Source organism: Massilia sp. Mn16-1_5 (assembly GCF_004798585.1).
In the GTDB taxonomy this organism is placed as follows: Bacteria; Pseudomonadota; Gammaproteobacteria; order Burkholderiales; family Burkholderiaceae_D; genus Telluria.
In genome coordinates this window covers 166,989-191,513 of the sequence record NZ_PPXQ01000006.1, presented here as the reverse complement: position 1 = coordinate 191,513, position 24,525 = coordinate 166,989, and the positions used below count along the sequence as shown (strand labels likewise).

At 64.6% G+C, this 24,525-nt stretch carries 22 protein-coding genes; 3 read left to right on the top strand and 19 right to left on the bottom strand.

Going from position 1 to position 24,525, the window contains the following annotated elements:
• Nucleotide 1 precedes the first annotated feature (1 nt).
• The 18 genes from purF to C2862_RS09060 form a co-directional block, all read right to left on the bottom strand.
• Nucleotides 2–1,528, bottom strand: coding sequence for an amidophosphoribosyltransferase (purF, locus tag C2862_RS09145; RefSeq protein ID WP_136219817.1), 1,527 nt, complete (start codon nt 1,526–1,528; stop codon nt 2–4).
• Nucleotides 1,529–1,566: 38 nt separating this feature from the next.
• Nucleotides 1,567–2,055: a CvpA family protein gene (locus C2862_RS09140; protein ID WP_136219816.1), complete on the bottom strand. Its 489-nt coding sequence runs from the start codon at nt 2,053–2,055 to the stop codon at nt 1,567–1,569.
• A gap of 17 nt (nt 2,056–2,072) precedes the next feature.
• Complete coding sequence (locus C2862_RS09135; RefSeq protein WP_136219815.1) at nt 2,073–3,062, bottom strand: SPOR domain-containing protein; 990 nt, start codon at nt 3,060–3,062, stop codon at nt 2,073–2,075.
• Between the two features lie 11 nt (nt 3,063–3,073).
• Nucleotides 3,074–4,366 carry a bifunctional tetrahydrofolate synthase/dihydrofolate synthase gene (folC, locus tag C2862_RS09130; protein ID WP_136219814.1) on the bottom strand — a complete coding sequence of 431 codons (1,293 nt, stop codon included), beginning with the start codon at nt 4,364–4,366 and terminating at the stop codon, nt 3,074–3,076.
• An 81-nt stretch (nt 4,367–4,447) separates the two neighbouring features.
• On the bottom strand, nt 4,448–5,320 hold the full coding sequence (gene accD, locus C2862_RS09125; RefSeq protein ID WP_136219813.1) for an acetyl-CoA carboxylase, carboxyltransferase subunit beta: 873 nt from the start codon (nt 5,318–5,320) through the stop codon (nt 4,448–4,450).
• Between the two features lie 97 nt (nt 5,321–5,417).
• The gene (locus C2862_RS09120) at nt 5,418–5,693 is read right to left on the bottom strand and encodes a hypothetical protein (RefSeq protein ID WP_136219812.1); all 276 of its coding nucleotides are present in this window, start codon (nt 5,691–5,693) and stop codon (nt 5,418–5,420) included.
• A gap of 110 nt (nt 5,694–5,803) precedes the next feature.
• Nucleotides 5,804–6,601 (bottom strand): tryptophan synthase subunit alpha, encoded by a 798-nt coding sequence (trpA, locus tag C2862_RS09115; protein WP_136219811.1) that lies wholly within the window; start codon nt 6,599–6,601, stop codon nt 5,804–5,806.
• A 104-nt stretch (nt 6,602–6,705) separates the two neighbouring features.
• Entirely contained in the window at nt 6,706–7,917 is a 1,212-nt protein-coding gene (gene trpB / locus C2862_RS09110) for a tryptophan synthase subunit beta (RefSeq protein WP_210735940.1), read from the bottom strand.
• Between the two features lie 16 nt (nt 7,918–7,933).
• Nucleotides 7,934–8,659 (bottom strand): phosphoribosylanthranilate isomerase, encoded by a 726-nt coding sequence (locus tag C2862_RS09105; protein WP_136219809.1) that lies wholly within the window; start codon nt 8,657–8,659, stop codon nt 7,934–7,936.
• Nucleotides 8,660–8,667: 8 nt separating this feature from the next.
• Complete coding sequence (truA, locus tag C2862_RS09100) at nt 8,668–9,468, bottom strand: tRNA pseudouridine(38-40) synthase TruA (RefSeq protein WP_136219808.1); 801 nt, start codon at nt 9,466–9,468, stop codon at nt 8,668–8,670.
• Nucleotides 9,465–12,509 carry a FimV/HubP family polar landmark protein gene (locus C2862_RS09095; RefSeq protein WP_168710031.1) on the bottom strand — a complete coding sequence of 1,015 codons (3,045 nt, stop codon included), beginning with the start codon at nt 12,507–12,509 and terminating at the stop codon, nt 9,465–9,467. Before C2862_RS09095 ends, truA begins: the two co-directional genes overlap by 4 nt.
• A gap of 435 nt (nt 12,510–12,944) precedes the next feature.
• Complete coding sequence (gene asd / locus C2862_RS09090; RefSeq protein WP_136219806.1) at nt 12,945–14,072, bottom strand: aspartate-semialdehyde dehydrogenase; 1,128 nt, start codon at nt 14,070–14,072, stop codon at nt 12,945–12,947.
• A gap of 24 nt (nt 14,073–14,096) precedes the next feature.
• Nucleotides 14,097–15,170: a 3-isopropylmalate dehydrogenase gene (gene leuB / locus C2862_RS09085; protein WP_136219805.1), complete on the bottom strand. Its 1,074-nt coding sequence runs from the start codon at nt 15,168–15,170 to the stop codon at nt 14,097–14,099.
• An 8-nt stretch (nt 15,171–15,178) separates the two neighbouring features.
• Nucleotides 15,179–15,826, bottom strand: coding sequence for a 3-isopropylmalate dehydratase small subunit (gene leuD / locus C2862_RS09080; RefSeq protein WP_136219804.1), 648 nt, complete (start codon nt 15,824–15,826; stop codon nt 15,179–15,181).
• Between the two features lie 27 nt (nt 15,827–15,853).
• Entirely contained in the window at nt 15,854–15,976 is a 123-nt protein-coding gene (locus C2862_RS09075; protein WP_136219803.1) for a lipoprotein, read from the bottom strand.
• A 42-nt stretch (nt 15,977–16,018) separates the two neighbouring features.
• Nucleotides 16,019–17,419, bottom strand: a complete 1,401-nt coding sequence (leuC, locus tag C2862_RS09070) for a 3-isopropylmalate dehydratase large subunit (RefSeq protein ID WP_136219802.1) — start codon at nt 17,417–17,419, stop codon at nt 16,019–16,021.
• A 232-nt stretch (nt 17,420–17,651) separates the two neighbouring features.
• The gene (locus C2862_RS09065) at nt 17,652–19,538 is read right to left on the bottom strand and encodes a chemotaxis protein CheA (RefSeq protein ID WP_136219801.1); all 1,887 of its coding nucleotides are present in this window, start codon (nt 19,536–19,538) and stop codon (nt 17,652–17,654) included.
• Complete coding sequence (locus tag C2862_RS09060) at nt 19,538–20,410, bottom strand: protein phosphatase CheZ (protein WP_136219800.1); 873 nt, start codon at nt 20,408–20,410, stop codon at nt 19,538–19,540. The genes C2862_RS09065 and C2862_RS09060 overlap by 1 nt, the downstream gene beginning before the upstream one ends.
• Before the next feature lie 383 nt (nt 20,411–20,793).
• Between C2862_RS09060 and C2862_RS09055 the strand changes: the two genes are divergently transcribed.
• From C2862_RS09055 to C2862_RS09045, 3 genes are all read left to right on the top strand, one after another.
• Nucleotides 20,794–21,261: a universal stress protein gene (locus C2862_RS09055; RefSeq protein ID WP_136219799.1), complete on the top strand. Its 468-nt coding sequence runs from the start codon at nt 20,794–20,796 to the stop codon at nt 21,259–21,261.
• Nucleotides 21,262–21,340: 79 nt separating this feature from the next.
• A complete protein-coding gene (locus C2862_RS09050) occupies nt 21,341–21,985 on the top strand; it encodes a response regulator transcription factor (RefSeq protein WP_056332929.1) in 645 nt (214 codons plus the stop codon).
• A 456-nt stretch (nt 21,986–22,441) separates the two neighbouring features.
• Nucleotides 22,442–23,236 carry a Crp/Fnr family transcriptional regulator gene (locus C2862_RS09045; protein ID WP_136219914.1) on the top strand — a complete coding sequence of 265 codons (795 nt, stop codon included), beginning with the start codon at nt 22,442–22,444 and terminating at the stop codon, nt 23,234–23,236.
• 139 nt (nt 23,237–23,375) lie between these two features.
• Here C2862_RS09045 and C2862_RS09040 read toward each other — a convergent pair whose 3' ends face one another.
• Complete coding sequence (locus C2862_RS09040; protein ID WP_136219798.1) at nt 23,376–24,485, bottom strand: glycine zipper 2TM domain-containing protein; 1,110 nt, start codon at nt 24,483–24,485, stop codon at nt 23,376–23,378.
• Nucleotides 24,486–24,525 lie beyond the last annotated feature (40 nt).

Sequence of the window (24,525 nt, the reverse complement as noted above, 5' to 3'; positions counted from 1 at the left end):
CTTACTCGGCGGCGACAGGAGGATTCAGGTTCAGCTGGGTACGCACCACGTCTTCCTGCGACACGCCCTTGCCGCCGTTGTGGCGCGCGGTCTCCAGGTTGTCGAGGTAGGCCGGGGTCACGTCGCCGGTGATGTAGACGCCGTCGAAGCAGGACGCCTCGAAATTCGTCAGCGCCGGGTTCACGTCCGAGATCGAACGCTTGAGCGCGTCGATGTCCTGGTAGACCAGGCGGTCGGCCGTGATCTCGGCGCAGACCTCTTCCACGGTGCGGCCGTAGGCGATCAGCTCGTCGCGGGTCGGCATGTCGATGCCGTAGACGTTCGGGAACAGCACCGGCGGTGCCGCCGACGCGAAGAACACTTTACGGGCGCCCGCTTCGCGCGCCATCTGCACGATCTCGCGGCTGGTGGTGCCGCGCACGATGGAGTCGTCGACCAGCAGCACGTTCTTGCCCTTGAACTCGGAACCGATGGCGTTGAGCTTCTGGCGCACCGATTTCTTGCGCATGCCCTGGCCCGGCATGATGAAGGTACGGCCGATGTAGCGGTTTTTAATAAACCCTTCACGGTATTCGACCCCAAGTTTCAGTGCCAGCTGGATCGCGGCCGGACGCGAGGAATCCGGAATCGGCATCACGACGTCGATTTCCTCGACTGGGATTTCCTTGCGGATCTTGTCCGCCAGGTATTCGCCCATTTTCAGGCGCGTGGCGTAGACCGAGGCGCCGTCGATCACCGAGTCCGGGCGCGCCAGGTAGACGTATTCGAAGGCGCATGGGTTCAGCGACGGGTTCTCGGCGCACTGGCGCTCGTGCAGGACGCCATCGTTATCGATGAACACGGCTTCGCCCGGGGCGACGTCGCGCAGGAAGCGGAAACCGATGCCTTCCAGGGCCACCGATTCGCTGGCGACCATGTATTCGACGCCGTTCTCGCCTTCGTTCATGCCGATGCACAGCGGACGGATGCCGTAGGGGTCGCGGAAGGCGAGCATGCCGTGGCCGGCGATCTGGGCCACGACGGCGTAGGCGCCACGCACGCGCTTGTGCACCACGCCGACCGCCTTGAAGATCGATTCGGCGTCGAGCGAGTAACCGTTGGCCGCTTCCTGGATCTCGTGCGCCAGCACGTTGAGCAGCACTTCGGAATCGGAATTGGTGTTGATGTGGCGGCGGTCGTTGCGGAACAGGGCTTCCTTCAGCTCGGCCTGGTTGGTCAGGTTGCCGTTGTGCGCCAGCGTGATGCCGAAGGGCGCATTCACATAGAAGGGCTGCGCCTCTTCCTCGCTCGACGAGCCGGCGGTCGGGTAGCGGCAGTGGCCGATCCCGGTGTTGCCTTGCAGCGAACGCATGTTACGGGTGCGGAACACGTCGCGTACGAGACCGTTGGCCTTGTACATGGAGAACATGCTGCTGTGATTGGTTGCAATACCTGCTGCGTCCTGGCCGCGGTGCTGCAACAGCAACAATGCGTCGTACAACAACTGGTTGACGGGAGTTTGCGAGACGACGCCGACGATGCCACACATGGTGCGCTCCTAAGAACTGATGCTATTACGGGAAATGGCTAAAAATGTAGGTGCTGCGCCAGCGCAGCAGGAAGAAATGGTTTGACGGTGCGCGCTCCGGCCTCGGCCAGCGGGGACAGCAGCGCGTCTTTCCAGAATGCTTGTTGAGGGATGGCCGTCATCGAACACAATATGACGGCGGCCAGCACGATTACAATCCCGCGCGCCAGGCCGAACAGGCCACCGAGACCGCGATCGGCCAGGGTCAGCCCGGCCGCGTCGATCAGCGCGCCGATCGCCAGGGACAACAGGCCCATCAGGATGCGCACGCCGAGGAACAGGGCAACAAAGGCCACGATCAGGCGCGCCGTTTCGCCCGGTATCATATCCGGCAACAGCGGCGCGAGGCGCGCGCCATAGGCATTCGCCACGACGAAGGCGACAACCCAGCCCGTCAGCGACAGGATTTCCTTGACCAGACCGCGCATGGTGCTGATGACAACCGACGCTACCAGCACGAACAAAACCAGATAATCGAAAATCGTCACGCAGCAAGCACACTCAATCAGACCGGGACCAGGAAACCGCTCAAGCCCAGGCTGCCCAGCTTGGCCTTGGTCCGGTCGGCTTCTTCGCGGCTGCCGAAGGGACCGACCTGCACCTTGATCAGGGCACCGGACTTCTTGGTGAAGGAGCTGATGCCGCCGGCACGCAGGCGGGCTTGCAGTTCATCGACCTTTTCCTGGGTTGCCAGAGCTGCCACCTGGACCACAAAGCGTTGGCCGGCTTCGGCCTTTTCTTCGGTGCGCGGATGTGTGTCGGCTTTGGCGACAGGTTTGCCTTCCAGCAGCGCCAGCGCGCGGGCCGCTTCGCTGTCCTTCGGTTTCGGTGCGGGCGGCTTCGGTTCCGGCTTGTCTTCCGACTTTTTCGCAGCAGGCTTGTCAAGCGGCTTCTCCGCCACCTTGCGATCAAGCGGCTTCGGCTCGGGCTTGTGTTCGGCCGGCTTTGGTTCCGGCTTGTGTTCGACGACCTTCGTCTCAGGCTTGGCCGGTTTCGGCTCGGCTCCCTTGTCCGTGTTGACCGTCTTCACAGCAGGCGGCTCGACCGGCGTGGTAGCGGGGCGAGGAGCCGGCGCGACAGGCGGCGGTGCGATGATTTCCTCGTCCTGGTCGACGCTGTCGGCGGCCGGCACCGGCGCGGCCGGCATCGGCAGCGCGGGCGCTTTTTCCTTCGACGGGATCTGGATCGCGATGTCGCCGGACAACGGACGCGGTTCGGAATCGAGCAGCATCGGCAAGCCGACGGCGGCGGCCAGGGCCAGCGCGACCGCGCCTACCAGGCGGCGGCGGGCACGCTTCTTTTCCGGCAGCATGGGGTCGCCGCCGCTGCGGCTGCGGCGCGAACCGCCCTGCCCGCTTTCGTTGGCCGAATTTGCGTAACTCGCACGTTTGGCCCGGGCCTGCTGGCCGTAGTCGGCGTCATCGCGGGAAAAACGCCCGCTATCCTGGGCGGCGCTTTCTTGCTTGTTTTTACCAAAAATCGAGAACAAGCCCATGCGTCTGTATATCAGTGAAGAGAGTTTTTTCGGGCCGCCATCACGCCGGCGACGGTATAGAACGAGCCAAAGACCACAATTCTATCATTCTCCTCGGCACGGCTCACCGCATTTGCAAATGCCGCCGCCGGATCGGCGAATTGCGTCACCGAAAAATCGCTGTCCTTCGCCCCGGCGGGACGCAGCGCCGCGACCTTCTCGGCCAGCACGGGACCTTTCGAAGAACGCGGCGACGGCAGCTCGGCCAGGCACCAGTGGTCGATCAGCCCGGCCATGGGTTTGAGCACGCCTTCGATGTCCTTGTCTTCCATGATGCCGAACACGGCATAGGTATAGCGATGGAAACCCATGTTGCCCAGGTTCTGGGCCAGCGTGGCCGAGGCATGCGGATTGTGGGCGACGTCCAGCACCGTCGTCGGACGGCCCGGCAGCACCTGGAAGCGGCCCGGCAGTTCGACCAGGGCCAGGCCGGTGCGCACTTCCTGCGCGCCCGCAGGCAGTTGCATGCGCAGTGCTTCCAGCGCCGCCAGTGCGGCCGACGCGTTCAGCAACTGGTTCGCGCCGCGCAGGGCCGGATAGGCCAGCGAATTGCGGCGCTGGGTGCGTCCGCCATAGCTCCATTGCTGCTGGTCGCCCTGGTAGTTGAAATCGCGGCCGATCAGCCACAGGTCGGCGCCGATGTCGGCTGCATGCTTGATCAGCGATTGCGGCGGCACCGGGTCGCTGCAGATCGCCGGCTTGCCGGCGCGGAAGATACCCGCCTTCTCGAAGCCGATTTCCTCGCGCGTGTCGCCCAGGTAGTCGGCATGGTCGATGTCGATGCTGGTGACGATGGAAACGTCGGCATCGATCACGTTCACGGCATCGAGGCGTCCGCCCAGGCCCACTTCCAGGATCGCGACGTCGACCCCGGCCTGCGAGATCAGGTGCATGATCGCCAGCGTGGTGAATTCGAAATAGGTCAGGTCGATGTCGCCGCGCGCTCCCTCGACGAAATCGAAGGCTTCGACCAGCAGGGCATCGCTGGCCATCTCGCCATTCAGGCGGGCGCGCTCGTTAAAGTCGAGGAAGTGCGGCTTGATGTAGAGGCCGACGCGGTAGCCTGCGTGCAGCAGGACCGATTCCAGCATCGCGCAGGTGGAACCCTTGCCATTGGTGCCGGCGACCATGATCACGGGGCAGGAAAACTGCAGGTTCATGCGCTCCTTGACGGCGCGCACGCGGTCCAGGCCCATGTCGATATGGGTTTCGGCGTGGCGCGACTCGATCAGCGCCAGCCACGCGGGCAAGGTGGTGGGAAGCATGGATATGAAATGGTTGCGTTGAAACGAAAAACCGGCGGGCCGCGATGCGGGCCGCCGGCCAGAATAATAGCAGTTGCCGGATCAGGCGATGACTTCAGCGGGCTGATTCTGCAGCAGCGCGAGCAGGCGCGCGATTTCTTCGCGCATCTTGCGGCGGTCGACGATCATGTCGACGGCGCCCTTTTGCACCAGGAACTCGGCGCGCTGGAAACCTTCCGGCAGCTTTTCGCGCACGGTGTTTTCAATGACGCGCGGACCGGCGAAGCCGATCAGGGCCTTCGGCTCGGCGATCACGACGTCGCCCATGAAGGCAAAGGAGGCGGAGACGCCACCCATGGTCGGGTCGGTCAGCACGCTGATGAATGGCAGCTTCTTTTCCGACAGCTTGGTCAGCATGGCGGTGGTCTTCGCCATCTGCAGCAGCGACAACAGGCCTTCCTGCATGCGTGCGCCGCCGGTGGCGGTGATGCAGATGAACGGCACTTTCTGTTCGAGGGCAACCTGGGCGCCGCGTGCGAAACGCTCGCCGACGACGGAGCCCATCGAGCCGCCCATGAATTCGAATTCGAAGCAGGCCACGACGACCGGCAGGCTCATGATCGAGCCGCCCTGCACGATCAGCGCATCGGTTTCGCCCGTGGCGTCCATCGCTTGCTTGAGTCGGTCAGGATACTTCTTGCTGTCCTTGAACTTCAGGGTATCGACCGGCAGGGCTTCCTGGCCGATCTCGTAGCGGCCACCTTCGTCGAGCAGCGCATCGAGGCGCTCGCGGGCGCGGATGCGCATGTGGTGATCACACTTCGGGCAGACGTGCAGGTTCGACTCGAGGTCGGCGCGGTAGAGCACGGCTTCGCAGGCCGGGCACTTGACCCACAGGCCTTCCGGCATGGTCTTGCGGTTCGCGGCATCGGAGCGCTGGATCCGTGGGGGCAGCAGTTTTTCCAACCAACTCATGTTCTCTCCTTTGCGGCAAATCTAGAATGGGGCGTAGTGTAGCCGCTAGCGCTGGGCTTGTCACCGCTTGCCAGTCTGGCAATCATTCCTGTGGCAGTCAATCCCTGCCGATCTCGACGGTCGTGAATTCGAAACCGCCCACGCGCTCTGCGACTACGTTATACACCCATGCGCCAAACAGGGTGAACACGAAACCGAAGGCCGTGTAGAGCACAGGCATCAGGATCATGGCCAGCAGAGAGCCGCCGGCGCCCTCGGTCATCAGGACGGGAATCGCCATCATCGCGACCAGGGGAATCGAGATGACGAAGTACAGGGCGGCCATCAGCTTGGCGTTTTGCATGATGGAGACGCGGACGATTTGCTTTTTCATGTTGCCTTCCACATGGATTGAATACAGGTAATTTACCGTACTCCATAGTAAGAAGACAAATAAAAGCCGGCAGGCAACTCTCCACTGCCGGCTGTCGTCTGCGGCCTGGCTCAGCCGTCGAGCGCCGTGCGGATCCCGGCGACAAAGGTCTGGACCGCCGGGACGGCCGCCTCCGCACCGACGTTCTCGATTTCCTGGATGATGCGGCTGCCGATCACCACCGCATCGGCCACCGAAGCGACCGCTTTCGCCGTCTGCGCATCGCGAATCCCGAAGCCGACGCCGATCGGCAGGCTGACGTGCTCGCGGATCGCGGCCACGCGGCGCGCCACGTCCTCGGTATCGATGCTGCCGGCGCCGGTGACGCCTTTCAGCGAGACGTAATAGCTGAAGCCGCTGCCGTAGCGCGCGACTTGCCGGATGCGTTCCTGGGTCGAGGTCGGCGCCAGCAGGAAGATCAGGTCGAGACCGTTCTCGCGCATGGCGTCGGCAAAGGCCTCGCACTCTTCCGGTGGATAGTCGACGACGATCGCGCCGTCGGCGCCCGCCTCTTTCGCGCAGCGGATGAATTCGTCTGGGCCGATGCGCTCGATCGGGTTGGCGTAGCCCATCAGGACCACGGGCGTCTCCGTATCCGTCTCGCGGAACTCGCGCACGTAGTTGAAGACATCCTTCAGGCCGATGCCGAATGTCAGTGCGCGCTCGCAGGCGCGCTGGATGACCGGGCCTTCGGCCATCGGATCGGAAAACGGCACGCCCAGTTCGAGGACGTCAGCGCCGCCCGCGACGAGCGCGTGCATCAGGGGGACGGTCAGGTCGGGACCGGGATCGCCGGCGGTGATGAAGGTGACGAGGCCGGTTTTGTTTTGTTCGCGCAGAGCGGCGAAAGTTTGTTCGATTCTGGACATGGTGTTTTTTCGTTTGGGTTATAGGTGACAGCCGGGTGTGCGTCGGCGCGTTGAACGCGTGGGCTGTAGGGTGGACGGGTCCCCCGTCCACGCGTGCGCCAAACTCAGCCGAAATCCAAACCCATGCGTTGCGCCACCGTGTGCATGTCCTTGTCGCCCCGTCCCGACAGATTCACCAGGATCAACTTGTCCTTCGGCAGCGTCGCCGCCAGCTTCACCGCGTAAGCGATCGCGTGCGAGGATTCCAGCGCCGGAATGATGCCTTCGATGCGGCAGCAGTCGTGGAAAGCCGCCAATGCCTCGTCGTCCGTGATCGACACGTACTCGGCACGCGCCGAGTCCTTGAGCCAGGCGTGTTCCGGACCGACGCCCGGGTAATCCAGGCCGGCCGAGACCGAGTGCGTCTCGATGATCTGTCCGTTGATATCCTGCAGCAGATAGGTGCGGTTACCGTGCAGCACGCCTGGGAAACCTGCCGTCAGGGACGCCGCATGCTTGCCCGAATCGAGCCCCTCACCCGCCGCCTCGACGCCGACCAGTTTTACCCCTGCCTCGTCGATGTAGGGATAGAAGATGCCCATCGCATTCGAGCCGCCGCCGATGCAGGCGACCACGTAGTCCGGCTGGCGTCCCGTCATCTCCGGCATCTGGACGCGGCATTCCTCGCCGATCACGGACTGGAAATCGCGCACCATCATCGGATACGGATGCGGCCCGGCCACGGTGCCGATGATGTAGAAGGTGTTTTCGATGTTGGTGACCCAGTCACGCATCGCTTCGTTGAGCGCGTCCTTCAGGGTCTTGCTGCCCGACTCGACCGGAACGACGGTCGCGCCCAGCAGTTTCATCCGGTACACGTTCTGGGCCTGGCGCTTGACGTCCTCGGCGCCCATGTAGACCACGCATTCGAGGCCGAAGCGGGCGCAGATGGTGGCGGTAGCAACGCCGTGCTGGCCGGCGCCGGTCTCGGCGATGATGCGTTGCTTGCCCATGCGGCGTGCCAGCAGGGCCTGGCCGATCACGTTGTTGATCTTGTGGGCGCCGGTGTGGTTCAGGTCTTCGCGCTTGAAGAACACTTGCGCGCCGCCGGCCAGCTCGGACCAGCGCTTGGCGTGATAGACCGGCGACGGACGGCCGACAAAATGGGCCAGTTCGTAGCGGAATTCTTCGAGGAATTCAGGGTCGTGCGAATAACGCGCGTAAGCCTCGTTGAGTTCGGCCAGCGCGTGGGTCAGCGTTTCGGCGACGAAACTGCCGCCGTAGGGGCCGAAGTGGCCGCGCGCATCGGGGAACTGGTAATCGGTGGTCTGGAACAGGGCGTCGGGGCCGCGTTCAGCTGCTGCTTCCTGGCGCTCCAGGGCTGCTTCCTGTACTGCTTTCATGAGGGTGCTCGCTTTCAATGGTGGCATCGGCTGCCCGCACCGCGGCGATGAAGTCCGCGATCTTGCGGGCGTCCTTGATTCCCTTGGCGGCCTCGACACCGCTGCTGATGTCGACCGCCCAGGGGCGTACGCGCGCGACTGCGTCAGTCGCGTTTTGCACGCTCAAGCCACCACTCAAAACGACCCGAGGCGCGAGCTCTTTTGGGATAAGAGACCAATCGAAGACCTTTCCGGCGCCGCCGTAGGCGTCTACATAAGTGTCGAGCAACAGGCTCGAAAACCAGGGACTGGCAGCGCGGTATGCGAGTTCGCATTCTAGCAAATCGCGTGGGCTTGTGTCCGGTTTGACGCGGTAGGCATGGACGAAAGGCCGCTGTACCGCGGCGGCGATGCGTGCGCACTCTTCCATCGTTTCATCGCCGTGAAACTGCAGCAGCGCCACCGGTCCCGCATCGACCACCTTTCTGACCTCGTCCACGCTGGCGTTGACGAAGAGCGCGACCGAGCTGACGTAGGGCGGCAGGCCGCGCGTCAGTTCCGCGAAGCGTTCCGGCGTGACGTAGCGCGGGCTCTTCGGATAGAAGACGAAGCCGAGCGCGTCGGCGCCCAGGTTGACGGCCGCGCGCAGGTCTTCCTCGCGCGTGATGCCGCAGATCTTGATACGGGTACGGTGCATGTCGATCCTTACAGCCAGGGCAGTGGTGAGACGGCCTCCTGCGGCAGCCCCCATTTCGGATCGTAATCGATTTTCGCGAAATACAGCCCGTCGGGCATGAAGGTCGGCGCGGCGGCGTCGCGGTCGCGCGCGGCCAGCACCTCGGCCATCCAGTCCGGCTCGTTGCGCCCAAGGCCGACATAAATCAGCGCGCCGACGATGTTGCGCACCATGTGGTGCAGGAAGGCACTGGCGCGCACGGTGAAGACGATGATGTCGCCGCGCCGCTCGATGCTGATTTCCTGCATGTCCTTGACCGGCGTGTTCGCCTGGCAGCCGGAAGCGCGGAAGGAGGAAAAATCGTGCAGGCCGATCAGGTGGCGCGCAGCTTGGCGCATGCGTTCGACGTCGAGCGGACGGAACACCCAGCCGGCGCGCCCGGCCAGCAGCGCGGACGGGTTCGGGTTGTTGTACAGCACGTAATGATAGGTGCGCGCGCGTGCCGAGAAGCGGGCGTGGAAGTCCTGCCCTTCGGCGTCGGGCGGCACATCGGCGGCCCAGCGCACGGAAATCGAATCGGGCAGGAAGGTATTCGTGCCGCGCACCCAGCTTTGCATCGAACGGTCGAGCTCGGTGTCAAAGTGCACGACCTGCTCGACCGCATGCACGCCGGCATCGGTGCGGCCGGCGCAGGTGGTAGCTAGCTTGGTGCAGGCAAACTTCTCGAGGGCAATCTCGAGGGCGTCCTGAACGGTGTCACGGCTCGGCTGTTTCTGGTAACCATTCCAGCCGGTGCCGACGTACTGGAGTCCGAGTGCGATGCGCCTCACGCCAACTGTGCGCGCATGGCGCTGGCGCGGCTGGATTGTTCGACGTTACCGCCCTTGATCACTTCGTCGAGCAATTCGCGTGCGCCTTCCTTGTCGCCGATCTCCTGGTAGGCGATCGCGAGGTCGAGCTTGGTTTCCATCTCCATCTGGGCCGGGGTCAGCTCGGCCGAGGCTGGCTCGGCGGCAGCTGGCGCGGTGTCCGGCTCGGTCAGCGCGAAGTCGTTAGCCGGCAGGTCGAGGTCGAGGCCGGTCATGTCGAAACGGGGCACCGGGGTGCCCGGGTTCGGGATGGCCGGCACCTCGGTTTGCGCGAACGGATCGTCCTGCGGCGCGGCGGGCGCGGCCGGCTGGCCGAAGTCCATCATGTCGAGGTCGAACAGCGGGTCCTTGGCGGCTTCCGCTTCCGCTTTCCCTTCAGCAGCCAGCTCAGGGGTGGCCGGTTCGGCCGGCGTCAGGTCGAGGTCGGTCGAGCCGAAATCGAAGACCGGCTCCTGCTTCTCGCCGACCGGGGTGACAGGCGTGGCATCGACGAGGCCGAAGTCCATGGCGTCGAGGTCGAACAGCGGATCCTTCAGGTCCGATGCCGGCGGCGTGGCCGGGGCTTCCGGCAGCGGCGGCAGTTCGAATTCACGGGCCAGCTGCGCCATGTCGATATCGGTGTTCGGACCGTTCTTCGACAGGTCGAGCACGAAGGCGTCGTCCTCGTCCACGCTTGGCGCGGCGGCCGGCTGGGCCGCCGGCGCGTCGAAGTTCATGTCGAAGGCGAGATCGTCCAGGCTGTCGCTGCTTGTGACGGCCGGCGTGCCCGAGGCCGGTTCGAGCGGGGCGAAGGGCTCCATGTCGAACTGCAGGTCGGGCACGGCGGTGGCGTCGTCGTGCACGGCATTCTCGGTGCCGCTGGCGGCGACCGGCTCGAAGCTCAGGCCGCCGAGGTCGAAGTCGAGCAGGTTGTCGTCGGCCCTGGCGGCCGGTGTCGCGTCGGCATCGGCCAGCTGCGGCAGCGCGGTGGCGTCCTGGTCCAGGCCCAGGCTGTCGAGATTGAAGCCGCTGTCGAGCGGCGCGCCGGTGACGGCGTCGACGGTCGATTCCGGCTCCAGCATCTCGGTACTGTCGCCGCGCTTGCGGAAGGCCTGCTCGAGCTGTTGCGACAGCATCGTCTGCGGGCCGGCATCGTCGGCGACGCTCGCGGCGGCCAGGCCGGCGCCGGCCACCGCGGCACCCGCAGCGACGGCGCCACTAGTGCCCGCGCCTTGCGCGTACATCGGATTGTTCGGGTCGAGCGTGTGGCCGAGCGCGGCGGCTTGCGCCCACTCGTCGCCCTTGCCGCCCGTCAGGCTGTACAGCTCGTTGGCCTGGGTACCGAAGGCCTGCACGTCCTTGCGCGCCGCGTAGATCTCGAGCAGTTTCAGGCGCACCGGATGGCGGTACGGATCGTTGCGCAGGGCTTCCTTGAGGATGTCCTCGGCCTGGGTGTCGAAGTTATAGGCGAGATACAGCTCGGCTTCGGCCAATGGGTCGACTTCATTCGTGTCGAGCTGGCTGGCCGAGGGCGCAAAGCTGGAGTTGAACACGCTGTCGTGGGTATCGACGTTCTGGCCGCCCGTTTCCGCGAACACCGCCTGCGCCGGCTGGGCCGCGCTGCCGAGGATGGTCGGGGTGTTCGGGGTTTTCTCGACGACCACCTTCTGCTTGCGGCGCTGCGACAGGCCGAGCGCGGCCAGCAGCAGCACGGCCGCGCCGGCGCCGAGGTAGACGATGTTGTCCATCAGCGTGTCGGCCAGGCTGGTCTCGGCTGGCGCCGGTTCCGCCGGTGCGGCCTTCGGTGCGGTCTTGATCTTCGGTGCCGCCTTTGGCGCGGTATCGGCCTGGGCGACGACAGGGTCGGCCGGTGCGATCGGCTTGATCGCCGGGGCGCCTTCGGCGCGCTGGGTCGCGGCGGCGCCGGTCTGGCTCTTGACCGTGATCAGCTTCTCGAGGTCGTTGACGTTCTTTTCCAGCTCCTTGACGCGGGTCTGCGCGTCGGCCAGTTCCTTTTCCCTGGCCACCGTGTCTTCGGCGGTGGCCGTGGCAACGCCGGTGCCGGCTTTCGGCGGCAGCGCTTTCGACAGGCGCAGCTGGTCTTGCGATTCGTTGGCGGCGGTCGGGCGTTCCTCGACCTTGGCCGTGATGCGGCCGGTCGCGCTCTGCCCTGCTTGCGCCTCGCGCGCCGGGGCGCTGGTGGCGACCTGGCCGGCCAGCTTGGCGCGGTAGGCGTTGAAGTCGGCCGCGTGCGCGACCACGGTGCCGTGGGCTTCGCCGGCGTCCTGGCTGCGCAGGCTCTCTCCGGTCGGGACCGAGAGGATCTGGCCCGACTTCAGGCGGTTCATGTTGTTGCCGATGAAGGCATCCGGATTGGCGCGGTACAGGGCGACCAGCATCATGTCGAGCGAGACGTCGACGGGTTTGAGCTTGCCGGCGATGCGGCTCAGCGTATCGCCGGACTTGACGCGGTAGCGCGAGGCATTTGCGTCGGCTGGTTCGCCTGCCGAGGTGTTGGCAGATTCGTCGGCGCGGGCGCCGCGCTGCGGGCGGGCCGCCGGTGCCTGCGCCGGTGCTGCCGCGGTGTCGCGTGCCGGACGTGCGGCTGGCGTCACCTGCGCCGACTGGGTCGCGCGCAGTTCGGCAGGATCGAGCAGGAAGGTGTACTCGCGCACCAGGCGGCCGTTATTCCAGGACAGCTCCAGCAGCAGGTCGACGAAGGGTTCGTTCAGCGGCTGCGGCGAGGTGATGCGCACGAACTGGCGTCCGCCGCGCTGCTCGACGGCGAAGCGCAGCGACAGCAGGGCCGGATTGAATTCGACGTTGGCGGCGCGGTAGGCCTCGGGCGACGCGAGTTTCGCGACCAGGCCCGATGCTTCCTCGGCGGAGACGGCGGTCAGTTCGATCTCGGCGCGCAGCGGTTGGCCCAGCGCGGAGAGGACGGTCAGCTTGCCCAGTCCTGCCGCGTTAGCCACCGACGACAACAGCACAGCACTGGCGACCGCGGCGGTAAGCGTTTTCAACGCGGACGACATGATCTGAGGGCGGCGGTTCAGTGGCATAGGGTTCGATGCGAGATGGTTGGCAGGAGGGAAAGGACGGTTTCCCGGAGGTCTCAACATATCATCATGCACTGGAGCATGCAAGCTCTGCGGGGCGTAGGCTTGCGAATCTGTGGGATGGATGAGCTATCGATAATCTTTCGACATCGGCTGTTGCAATGCTTGATTATCGGGGCGCTAACAGGTGTGGTTGCTTCGCTAATTGTAGGGTGGGCAGTGAATCAGTCCAGTGGACTGATTTACGCCCACGCGGTATAGAGCGCTTGATCGGTCGAAACGCCATTAGCATCCAATCGACCGCCGTACCGCGTGGGCATGAATGCCCGGTGAAACCGTCATTGAGGCCATTGGCCCCAATGACCCCTACAAAAACGCCCGCATCCGCGGGCGTTGTCATTACTTGTCCAGCACGATCCGCAGCATGCGGCGCAGCGGCTCGGCCGCGCCCCACAGCAGCTGGTCGCCGACGGTGAAGGCCGACAGGTAGTCCGGACCCATCGACATCTTGCGCAGGCGGCCCACCGGGATCGTCAGGCTGCCCGTCACCGCTGCCGGCGACAGGTCGCGCATCGACGCTTCACGCGTGTTCGGCACCACCTTCACCCACTGGTTGTGCGAGGCGATGATGTCGTTGATCTCATCTAACGGCACGTCCTTGGTCATCTTGATGGTCAGTGCCTGCGAGTGGCAGCGCATTGCGCCGATGCGCACGCACAGGCCGTCAACCGGGATCGCCGAGGTACCGAAGCCTTCGCCGCGGCCGAGGATCTTGTTGGTCTCGGCACCGGCCTTCCACTCTTCCTTCGACTGGCCGTTGCCCAGGTCCTTGTCGATCCAGGGGATCAGGTTGCCGGCCAGCGGCACGCCGAACTGCTTGGTCTCTTCAGCCGACAGACCATGCTGGGTCGCCAGCACGGTGCGGTCGATCTCGAGGATGGCCGAGGCCGGGTCGTCCAGCAGCGGCTTGACTGCGCCGTTGATGGTGCCGAACTGGGTCAGCAGTTCGCGCATGTGCTGGGCGCCGCCGCCGGAAGCGGCCTGGTAGGTCATGGAGGTCATCCACTCGACCAGGCCCTGTTCGAACAGGCCGCCCAGGCCCATCAGCATGCAGGACACGGTGCAGTTGCCGCCGACGTAGTTCTTCACGCCGCGCGAGAGTGCGTTCTTGATCACGTCCTTGTTGACCGGATCGAGCACGATGACGGCGTCGTCGTTCATGCGCAGGGTCGATGCGGCGTCGATCCAGTAGCCGTTCCAGCCGCCGGCGCGCAGCTTGGGGAAGATTTCGCTGGTGTAGTCGCCGCCTTGGCAGGAGATGATGATCTCGCATTTCGACAGCTCGGCGATGTCATGCGCGCTCTTCAGGACGGTTTCGTTCTTCGCCATTTTCGGCGCGGCGCCGCCCGCATTCGAGGTGGTGAAGAACACCGGCTCGATGTGGTCGAAATCGCCCTCGTCCTGCATGCGCTGCATCAGGACCGAACCCACCATGCCGCGCCAACCTACCAGGCCTACCAATTTCATTTTATTTCCCGTTTGTTTTGTAAATCATGCAAGCGCGCGCACCACGGCGTCGCCCATCTGTTCTGTACTGACACGCTGGGTGCCATCCTCAAATATATCCGGAGTCCGCAATCCTTGCTGGAGGACCGTCTTGACGGCGGCCTCGATGCGGTCCGCCTGCTCGGCTTTATTCAGCGAATAACGGAGCATCATCGCGGCCGACAAAATGGTCGCCAGCGGATTCGCGATGCCCTTGCCCGCGATGTCGGGCGCCGAACCGTGGGAGGGTTCGTACAGGCCTTTGTTGTTGGCGTCGAGCGAAGCCGAGGGCAGCATGCCGATCGAGCCGGTCAGCATCGCGGCCGCGTCCGACAGGATGTCGCCGAACATGTTGCCGGTCACGATGACGTCGAACTTCTTCGGCGCGCGCACCAGCTGCATGGCCGCGTTATCGACGTACATGTGTTCGAGTTCGACGTCCTTGTATTCCTTATGCACGTCGGTCACGATGTCGCGCCAGAACTGGAAGGTTTCCAGCACGTTGGCCTTGTCGACGCTGGTCACGCGCTTGTCGCGCTTGCGCGCAGCCTGGAAGGCGACGTGGGCGATGCGGCGGATCTCGCCTTCGGCATAGCGCATCGTATCGAAGCCTTCGCGCTGGCCCTTGAACGGGCCGTCCGGGCACTCGCGCACGCCGCGCGGCTTGCCGAAATAGATGTCGCCGGTCAGTTCGCGGATGATCAGGATGTCCAGGCCCGACACGACTTCCGGCTTCAGGGTCGAGGCGCCTGCAAGTTCCGGATACAGGATCGCCGGACGCAGGTTGGCGAACAGGCCGAGTTCCTTGCGCAAGCCGAGGATGGCCTGCTCCGGACGCAGCGCACGTTCGAGCGTGTCGTACTGGTAGTCGCCGACCGCGCCGAACAGCACGGCGTCGGCTTCCTTCGCCAGTTTCAAAGTCGATTCCGGCAGCGGATGGCCGTGCGCGGCGAAGCCCGCGCCGCCCACTTCCGCGCGCTCCATCTCGAAGGATTCGCCCAGCGCGCCGAGCACGCGCACGGCTTGCGCCATGATTTCGGGGCCGATGCCGTCGCCCGGCAGGATTGCAATCTTGGTCATGCTGCCTTTCAGATGGTGTTGGCCAGCCAGGGCTGGCGTGCAAGGTGCCGTTCCTCGAAGGCGCGGATCTCGTCGGCGTGGCGCAGGGTCAGGCCGATGTCGTCCAGGCCGTTGAGCAGGCAGTACTTGCGGAAGTCGTCGATCGCGAATTCGAAGCCGATGCGGCCGTCCGGCGTGCGCAGCACCTGGTTCTCCAGATCGACAACCAGCTTGAACCCGGTTGTCGCCTTGACTTCGTCGAACAGCTGATCGATCTGCGCTTCGCTCAGGACGATCGGCAGCAGGCCGCTCTTGTAGCAGTTGTTGAAGAAGATGTCGGCGAAGCTGGGCGCGACGATGGCGCGGAAACCGTACTGCTGCAGGGCCCAGGGCGCGTGCTCGCGCGAAGAGCCGCAGCCGAAGTTCTTACGGGCCAGCAGGATCGAGGCGCCCTGGTAGCGCGGCTGGTTCAGCACGAAGTCCGGATTCAGCGGACGGGCGCTGCAATCCTGGCCCGGTTCGCCGTGGTCGAGATAACGCCACTCGTCGAACAGGTTCGGGCCGAAGCCGGTACGCCGGATCGATTTCAGGAACTGCTTCGGGATGATGGCGTCGGTATCGACGTTGGCGCGGTCGAGCGGCGCCACCAGTCCTTCATGTATCGTGAACTTGTCCATTGCCTCTCCCCGTTCGTAAAAATTTATTTACTTGCCGCCGGCGCCGGTGACGACCTGGCCGACCTTCTGCACGTCGCGGCCGATGCCGGAGATCGTGTTGCAGCCTGCGAGGACGAGAGCGACGAGGGAGAGGGCGAAAACTTTTTTCATGATGGTCCTAAGGTATTGAAATAAACGATTTACAACAATGCTTTACAGCGAGCGCACGTCGACGAAATGACCGGCGATGCCGGCCGCGGCGGCCATGGCCGGCGACACCAGGTGGGTGCGTCCGCCCTGCCCTTGCCGGCCTTCGAAATTGCGGTTCGAGGTCGAGGCGCAGCGTTCGCCCGGTTCCAGGCGGTCGGCGTTCATCGCCAGGCACATCGAGCAGCCCGGCTCGCGCCATTCGAAGCCGGCGGCCTTGAACACCTGGTCGAGGCCTTCGCGCTCGGCCTGTTCCTTCACGAGACCCGAGCCCGGCACGACCATCGCCAGCTTCACGTTCGAAGCGCGCTGGCGGCCGCGCACGATTGCCGCCGCTTCGCGCAGGTCTTCGATGCGCGAATTGGTGCAGGAACCGATGAAGACCTTGTCGATGCGGATGTTCTCGATCGGGGTATTCGGCTGCAAGGCCATGTAGGTCAGCGCCTTTTCCATGGCGTCGCGGCGCACGGCATCCTTTTCCAGGTCCGGATCGGGCACGCGGCCGTCGATCGAGGTCACCATCTCGGGCGAGGTGCCCCAGGTGACCTGCGGGCGGATCTGGGAGGCGTCGAGCGTGACGACCATGTCGAATTTCGCGCCCGGATCGGTGTGCAGGGTGCGCCAGTAGGCGACGGCCTGCTCCCATTGCGGGCCCACGGGCGAAAATGGACGGCCCTTGACGTAATTGATCGTGGTGTCGTCCACGGCGACCATGCCGGCGCGCGCGCCCGCTTCGATCGCCATGTTACAGACCGTCATGCGGCCTTCCATCGACAGAGACCGGATGGTCGAGCCGCCGAATTCGATGGCGTAGCCGGTGCCGCCGGCCGTGCCGATCTTGCCGATCACGGCCAGCACGATGTCCTTGGCGGTGACGCCTTTCGGCAGTGCGCCGTCGACCTGCACCAGCATCGATTTCGATTTCTTGGCCAGCAGCGTCTGCGTCGCCAGCACGTGCTCGACTTCCGAGGTACCGATGCCGTGCGCAAGACAGCCGAAGGCGCCGTGGGTGGAGGTGTGCGAGTCGCCGCAGACCACGGTCATGCCGGGGAGCGTCGCGCCCTGCTCCGGCCCGATCACGTGGACGATGCCCTGGCGCTTGTCGTTCATGTTGAAGTAGGTGAGCCCGAAGCTCTTCGCGTTCGCATCCAGCGTCTCGACCTGCAGGCGCGAGGTCGGATCGGCGATGCCTTCGCGGCGGTCGGTGGTCGGCACGTTGTGATCGGCAACGGCCAGGTTCGCGGCAGTGCGCCATAGACCGCGGTGCGCTTCGCGCAGGCCTTCGAAGGCTTGCGGGCTGGTCACCTCGTGCACCAGGTGGCGGTCGATGTAGAGCACGGTCGTACCGTCGGCGTCGGCACGCACGACGTGCGATTCCCAGAGTTTGTCGTAGAGCGTCTTTAACATGCTTTTATCCCTGTTGAAGCGGCCACCGGAAGCGGGGGATTTTGATTATGCCATAATTGTGCACTGCGGCAGTAATAGGGGCATTTTGCACGATCCTGCCAATAGGCGAGCTCATGTGCAAATATTATTTGCATCCAATGTCCGAAATTTAAATAAAAAAAGCCTGCACATCCGATGCGCAGGCTTTTATTGCAAGGGCTGATTTCGCCCTTTTTCACTGAAATCGTGCGTTTTATGCTGCCATGCGCACCGAACTGCGGCAGCCGTCCATCAGGAAGGACAGGCCCACGACCAGCACCAGTTCGCCCTCGGCCGAACGCGCGGTACCGGTGATGCCTTCCACCGTCAGCGCCGTCATCGGCTTGATGACGAGGTCGGCCGTGCCATCGACCGCTTCCACCGCCAGGATGTAGGGCTGCGGGGCGTTGATGACGATGCCGACGCGTTCCGCCGCTTCCTCGTAGCCGAGCGAGCCGGCCAGCGAACGCACCGGCAGCGGACGGCCCTGGTCTTTCAGCACCGGGGCGCCGCCGACCTGCGAGAAGGTTTCCGGCAGCTCGACCACGCGCTCGACCACCGCCATCGGCAGCGCCAGCGAAGCGCCGGACGTCGAGACCAGCATGGTCGGCACGATCGACAGTTCGATCGGCAGCCGGATCGCAAACTTGGTGCCGTGGCCGAGCGAGGAATCGATGCGGATCGCGCCGCGGTTCTTTTCAACCGCCGTTTTCACGACGTCCATGCCGACACCACGGCCCGAGACCGACGACGCCACTTCCTTGGTCGAGAAGCCCGGCAGGAACACCAGCTGGTAGGCATCCTCGTCACTCTGGGCGCCGTTCTCGCCGATCAGGCCCTTGTCGATCGCCTTGCGGCGCAGCTTGACCGGGTCCATGCCCTTGCCGTCGTCCTGCAGCACGATCATGACGCTGTTGGCTTCCTGCCAGGCTTTCAGCAGGATGAAGGCTTTCGCCGGCTTGCCGGCGGCGACACGTTCCTGCGGCGATTCGACGCCGTGATCGAGCGCGTTGCGCAGCATGTGCACCAGCGGATCGTAGAGGCTGTCCACGACGACGCGGTCGACTTCGGTCTCGGCGCCTTCGATGGTCAGCTCGACGTCCTTGCCGAGGTCCTTCGCCAGTTCGCGCACCAGGCGCGGGAACTTCTGGAACAGGCGGCCCACCGGCTGCATGCGGGTCGCCAGCGTGGCGCGCTGCAGCTCGGCCGAGTAGCGCGAGGCGCGTTCCAGGGTTTCGGTCAGCGTCGCCATCAGGGTGGCGGCCTGGCCTTCGAACTTGAACTGCGACAGGCGTTCCAGCAGCACGGCGGCCTGGTTGGCGGCCTGCACCGATTCGCCCGCCACTTCGAGCAGCGCGTCCAGTTTCACGGCATCGATACGGATGCTTTCGTCCTTGGCCGGCGCGGCGGCGGCGGCCTTGCCGTCGCTGGCGCGGCGGTCGACGCCATCCCAGCCAGCCTTGGCGGCAGGCGCGGCTGCCGCTGCGGCGCCTTCGGCCGGCGCTGCGGCAGCAGGAGCGGCAGGAGCAGCGGCTTCCGGGGCCGCCGTCGCGATGGCGGCGCTGGCCGGCACCACGGCGTTGTACATCGCAGGCCAGTCGAGTCCGTCTTCACCGACCGCTGGGGCTGCCACGGCAGCGGGCGCGGCGGCAGGTGCAGCCACTTCGGCAACCGGCGCCGGTGCGGCGGCCGGAGCCGCGGCGGGCGCCGCCTCGGTCTTGCCTTCGATCGCGTCCATCAGGATGCGTTCCAGGTCTTGCGGCATCGGCGCCAGCGCTTCGGGCGCGGTGCCGTTGTTCAGGTCGTTCAGCTGGTCGGCCACGAAGCCCGAGGCTTGCAGCGCCGCCTCGATCGACAGGGGCGTGACCGGCGCGGCGCCGGTGCGCAGGGCGTCGAACAGGTTCTCGGTCAGGTGGCAGGCCGCGACCAGCGCGGGCAAGCCCATGAAACCGGCACCACCCTTGATCGTGTGGAAGGAACGGAAGACCGCATTCAGCGTTTCCTTGTTTTCCGGATCGCGTTCGAGGCGCAGGAGGTGTTCTTCAACATTGACAGCCAGATCCATCGCCTCGACGACGAAGTCCTTGAGCATATCGTCCATTAGAATCCCAGATCGGCAAGAAGGTCGTCGACGTTATCCTGGTCCAGCGCCGCGGACGGCATGGACGGACCGGACATCAATTGAGCGGGAGCCGCTTCCTTTTCGGCCAGCTTGGCGCGCGTCTCCGGCGGTGCGTTGTCGCGCAGCAGCTGGGCAAGTTCGTTTTCCACCGTCTTGGTGATGCCCACGACTTTCTTGATCAGCTGGCCGGTGATGTCCTGGAAGTCCTGGGCCATCATGATTTCCAGCAGGCGGGCTTTTTCCGCCTCGGTGGCTTCCGAAACGGTCGCCGCGAACTGGCGCGAATCGCCGGCCAGGGCCTTGAATTCGTCCAGGCTCAGCTTGCCCGCGAACAGGTCGGCCCAGCGGGTTTCCATCTCGGAGGCCTGCTTCGACAGCTTGTCCTGTGCCGGCATGCCGTCGTCCAGGGTATTCAGTACCTTGTTGGCGGCCTGTTCGGTCAGCGTGGCGACGTATTCCAGGCGGTCCTGGGCGTCGTTGATCTGCGAGGACGCCTCGGTCAGCGCGCGGTCGTAGCCCAGCTCGCGCAGCGAGTCGTGCAGCAGGCGCACGATGCCGCCCAGGCGTTCGTACATGTTCTTGTCGCCTTCCGCTCCTTCTTCGGCGGCGACGTTGGCCACGGCGACGCTGGCCACGGCGGCGGTCGCCAGTGCGGCGGCCGGTGCCTCGGCCACTGCGGCCGGCTGGCTGGACGCGACCTGGTCGAACAGGGCTTCCAGGTCGTCTTCGTCGGCCGCGGCAGGTGCTGCCGGGCTAGCCGATGCGGCCGGCGCAGCAGGCGCCGGCGCGCTGGCGCGCTGGGCTGCCACTTCCTCGAATAAGGCGTCGAAATCGTCGGCGGCGTCGGTCATAATTCCTGCTTCTCCATAATATGAGTGTGTCGCAATCTGCGTGCTTCGGTCCGTTGGATAGGACTTCCGCGCGCGTCATGCAGCCACTGGAAGCCCGTAAATTCAGTAAGCGAGTTTAGCAGCGTAGTTGCCGTAGGTAAATCTCGGAAAAAGCAATACAACGAAATGGACAAGGAAACTTAATTCCGCGACAATAAAACCGTGCAGTTCCTGAATATTTTCGCAAGTCAGGTGTTGTTTTGTGGTCGCGTCGATTGTGCACCGTTTTTCGAGGCGTTCCGAAGCAGGCGAGCTCGTGTTTGAGCAAAGTCAACAGCTTGCGCGGTCACAAGCCCGGAACGCGATTCAGAAGCCACAATGGCGTGGCGTATGGAGGGCTCATCATGTACCGGAAGATTCTGATCACCACGGACGGCTCGGCCGTCTCGCAGCACACGGCCTGTGCCGGCGTCAAGTTCGCGCACCAGATGGGGGCCGAGGTGCTGGCCCTGTTCGTCGCACCGGAATACCAGTATCCGGTGTACGTCGAAATCATTCCGCCCTCCTACCCCAGCGAGGACGAATACATCGCGCAAATGCGGCGCACCGGCGAAGACTACATGGGCAAGATCATGCGTTCCTGCGCCGGCGCCGGCCTGCAGCACAGCTGCATGACTGCCTTTTCCGACGCCACCGCGCTCAAGATCGTCGACGTCGCCGAACAGGAAGGCTGCGACCTGATCTTCATGGGTTCGCACGGCCGCAGCGGCTGGGGCCAGATCCTGCTGGGCAGCGTCACCAATAAAGTGCTGTCGCATACGACCAAGCCGGTACTGGTGCACCGCCTGATCCACGAGCCGGCCGCTGCCTGACATGGACGCCGCCGCGCCTGCGCGCGGCGCCTACTATATAGAAGAGCCACGGCGCGCCGCGGCATGGGGGAACGACTACATGATAAGAATCGTCATTGCCGATGACCATACGATCATGCGCGAGGGGCTCAAGCGCATCCTGGACGGTGCGCTCGACGTCGAAATCGTCGGCGAAGCGACCAACGGTTTCGAGGTATTGTCGCTGGTGCGCCAGGGCGGCTTCGACCTGCTGCTGCTCGACCTGTCGATGCCCGGACGCAGCGGTGTCGACCTGATCCGGCAAGTACGCAGCGAAGCGCCCAAACTGGCGATCCTGATCCTCACCATGCACGAAGAAGAACAGTATGCGGTGCGCGCCATCCGCGCCGGCGCCCAGGGCTATCTCACCAAGGAAAGCGCGGGCACCCAGCTGGTCGGGGCGATCCGCAAGGTGGCCTCGGGCCGGCCCTACATCAGCACCGAAGTGGCCGAGCAGCTGGCCCTGAACATCATGGCGCCGAACGAACAGCTGCTGCACAAGCAGCTCTCGGACCGCGAATTCGAAGTGTTTTCGCTGCTGGTCGGCGGCAAGTCGATCACCGAGATCGCCAACAACCTGCACCTGTCGGTCAAGACCGTCAGCACCCACAAGACCCGCATCATGCAGAAGATGGGCATGACCTCGCTATCGGAAATGGTGCAATACGCCGTTGCCCACCGGCTGCTGGCTCCCCTGAAAGCCTGAACGGCCCGGCTGCAAGCCGGTTGCGGGCCCAGGCGCCTTGTCGCTGCGGGCTCAAAAGACGTTTGACAAGGCTTCGTAGTCATTTGTGCCATGCGCGCCACGGGGCTTACTGGCCACCCTAGAGCCGGCAGCAAGGGCGCCTCTCCGCTTCCTTGACACGACGCCCCGCTGTGGTAAGAATATTCTTACAGCCCTAGTTCCCCTCCTACCTACACATTCAGCCATTGCTGATACCAATGCCGAACTCGTGTTGGCATACTGAATTCAGCGTATCGACTTGCTTGCGATCTAATTTTTCTCCGTAAGCCAAGCCTGCCGCTTGATGAATCCTATTGAAGCACCCGGTAGCGGCCCCCACCACGCCGCACCAGCTCGAATTCTTCACTGGAGAAAAGCATGCAGTCCCAGCAAACGCCAGAACAACGCAACGCCTCGTCGACCATGCATTCCACTCCTATGGAAGCAGGCCGCCAACGCCAGGGCCGCCTGTGGTCCAACCTGAAAGAAGTCTGCGACCTGCTGCACATCCCGGCCGCCGTCTCCATCAATTCCGAAGAACTGCTGTTCCAGCACGTACAGTTCAAGACCGGCCAGCGCGTCCACACGATCGGCCAGGCTTTCGACACCCTGTACATCGTCAACTCCGGCTTCCTGAAAACGGTGCTGATCGACGAGTTCGGCAACGAACAGGTGCTGAGCTTCCCCATGAAGGGCGACATGCTCGGCGTCGACGGCATCCACACCCGCCACTACGCCTCGGAGGCCGTGGCCCTGTCCGACTGCGACCTGATCCTGCTGCCCTTCAAGAAACTGACCGCCCTGGGCCGCGTGCACATGGAGCTGGAAAACCTGATGTACGGCGTGATGAGCCGCGAGCTGGTACGCGAACAGGCCATGATCGGCATGCTTGGCGCCCTCTCCGCCGAGGCACGCGTGGCCCGCTTCCTGGTCTCGCTGGCCGACCGTTTCGCCGCCATGGGCTACTCGAGCAAGCTGTTCAACTTGCGCATGACGCGCCACGAGATCGGCAGCTACCTGGGCCTGACGCTGGAAACGGTGAGCCGCACCCTGTCGGCCTTTAATGAAATCGGCCTGATCACGGTCGACCAGCGCACCATCGGCATCAAGGATCCGGAAGCGCTGAAGACCCTGCGCCGCCTGCCACCGTCGCGCTCGCGCACCAAGGCAGCCGGCGCCAAGAAGGCCGAGCTCGACGCAGCCGGTGGCGACCAGGTGCTGGCGACGGCCTGAGGATTCGGCGCCGAAGCGATCCGGCCCATGTAAAGTAAAACGGCTCCGGCATGCTGGAGCCGTTCTGTTATGTAACGTGAATCGTGGGCTCGGGAGCTCACGCTACATTGATGCAGGCCTTCGGCCTGTTTTATCTGTTTTATTGATCCCGCGACAGCACGCCGTTGTTCACCCGCACCGCATCACCGGCGCGGAAGCCCGGGTCGTTTTCGTACTGCAGTGTCTGCGTCGCGCCATTGCCCGTGTAGCGCACCACGACTTCATAGCGCTGCGAGCGGTTCCGGTTGCGTTCGATGTTGTTGCCTACCAACCCGCCGCCAACGGCCCCGGCCACCGTGGCCGCCGTGCGCCCGCTGCCGCTGCCGACCTGGTTACCCAGCAGGCCGCCGATGACGGCGCCAGCCGCCGTGCCAAGATAATTGCCCTGGCCGCTGACCTCGACCACGTTCACCGCCTCCACCGTTGCGCAATTGGTGCAGTAGCGTGCCGTGCGCGGCGCGGTCGTGGGAGTACCGGCAACCGGACGCGGCGCCCCGGCCAGCAGCGGACGACCCAGCACCTGGCTCGTATAGCGGCCGTTGGCGCGAATCGTCGCCGTCACCCGGCTGTCCGGGGCGATACGGTCGTCACGGCGGATCGTGTAGTCGGCCGCATACTCGCCGGCACGCACTTCCGGCAGGAAGAACACGCCGCGCGCGCCGGTGATCGTCAGCTCGACCCGTGCGCCCGGGGTGCCGAACACAGTGAAGCCGAGATCGCTGCCCGGCACCAGCTCGTCGCTGGCGCGCACCTCGAAGCGTTCGATCTTCGGCACGGTGGCCAGGTCGCCGCGGCGGTTTGGACGCGGCGCGCCGTCGCGCACGACGGATTCGGCTAGCACGTCGGTTGCCACACGGTTGCCCACGCGCAGGTTGGCGGTGACGGCGCTGTTGTTGGCGATGCGGTCGCGGGCGCCGATCGTGTAGGTGCCGACATACTGGCCCGGCTCGGTTTCCGTCATGTACACGTTGCGCGTGGCACCGTCGATGCGCAGCGTCGCGGTGCCACCGGGCGTGCCGTACAGGTCGAAATGCAGTTCGACGCCGGGCGCCAGGCGCCGTACTTCCTCGACGTTGAAGCCGCGGATCACCGGGCTCGGCAGGTTGTCACGCGCGTACTGCTGCGCTTGCGCAGCGACCGGCGCCAGCGTCATTGAACACAAGGGCAACAGCGCGACCACGGTCGCGCCCAGGGTGAGTCTCAGCTTCATGGCATGTCTCCTTTAGATCGGTCAGACAATGTTCGTATCG

Bases quoted from the DNA above. Each gene is read 5' to 3' on its own strand.
- purF (WP_136219817.1), bottom strand. From the start codon at position 1,528: ATGTGTGGCATCGTCGGCGTCGTCTCGCAAACTCCCGTCAACCAGTTG.
- C2862_RS09135 (WP_136219815.1), bottom strand. From the start codon at position 3,062: ATGGGCTTGTTCTCGATTTTTGGTAAAAACAAGCAAGAAAGCGCCGCC.
- folC (WP_136219814.1), bottom strand. From the start codon at position 4,366: ATGCTTCCCACCACCTTGCCCGCGTGGCTGGCGCTGATCGAGTCGCGC.
- accD (WP_136219813.1), bottom strand. From the start codon at position 5,320: ATGAGTTGGTTGGAAAAACTGCTGCCCCCACGGATCCAGCGCTCCGAT.
- C2862_RS09120 (WP_136219812.1), bottom strand. From the start codon at position 5,693: ATGAAAAAGCAAATCGTCCGCGTCTCCATCATGCAAAACGCCAAGCTG.
- trpA (WP_136219811.1), bottom strand. From the start codon at position 6,601: ATGTCCAGAATCGAACAAACTTTCGCCGCTCTGCGCGAACAAAACAAA.
- C2862_RS09105 (WP_136219809.1), bottom strand. From the start codon at position 8,659: ATGCACCGTACCCGTATCAAGATCTGCGGCATCACGCGCGAGGAAGAC.
- asd (WP_136219806.1), bottom strand. From the start codon at position 14,072: ATGAAATTGGTAGGCCTGGTAGGTTGGCGCGGCATGGTGGGTTCGGTC.
- leuB (WP_136219805.1), bottom strand. From the start codon at position 15,170: ATGACCAAGATTGCAATCCTGCCGGGCGACGGCATCGGCCCCGAAATC.
- leuD (WP_136219804.1), bottom strand. From the start codon at position 15,826: ATGGACAAGTTCACGATACATGAAGGACTGGTGGCGCCGCTCGACCGC.
- C2862_RS09075 (WP_136219803.1), bottom strand. From the start codon at position 15,976: ATGAAAAAAGTTTTCGCCCTCTCCCTCGTCGCTCTCGTCCTCGCAGGC.
- leuC (WP_136219802.1), bottom strand. From the start codon at position 17,419: ATGTTAAAGACGCTCTACGACAAACTCTGGGAATCGCACGTCGTGCGT.
- C2862_RS09065 (WP_136219801.1), bottom strand. From the start codon at position 19,538: ATGGACGATATGCTCAAGGACTTCGTCGTCGAGGCGATGGATCTGGCT.
- C2862_RS09060 (WP_136219800.1), bottom strand. From the start codon at position 20,410: ATGACCGACGCCGCCGACGATTTCGACGCCTTATTCGAGGAAGTGGCA.
- C2862_RS09055 (WP_136219799.1), top strand. From the start codon at position 20,794: ATGTACCGGAAGATTCTGATCACCACGGACGGCTCGGCCGTCTCGCAG.
- C2862_RS09050 (WP_056332929.1), top strand. From the start codon at position 21,341: ATGATAAGAATCGTCATTGCCGATGACCATACGATCATGCGCGAGGGG.
- C2862_RS09045 (WP_136219914.1), top strand. From the start codon at position 22,442: ATGGAAGCAGGCCGCCAACGCCAGGGCCGCCTGTGGTCCAACCTGAAA.
- C2862_RS09040 (WP_136219798.1), bottom strand. From the start codon at position 24,485: ATGAAGCTGAGACTCACCCTGGGCGCGACCGTGGTCGCGCTGTTGCCC.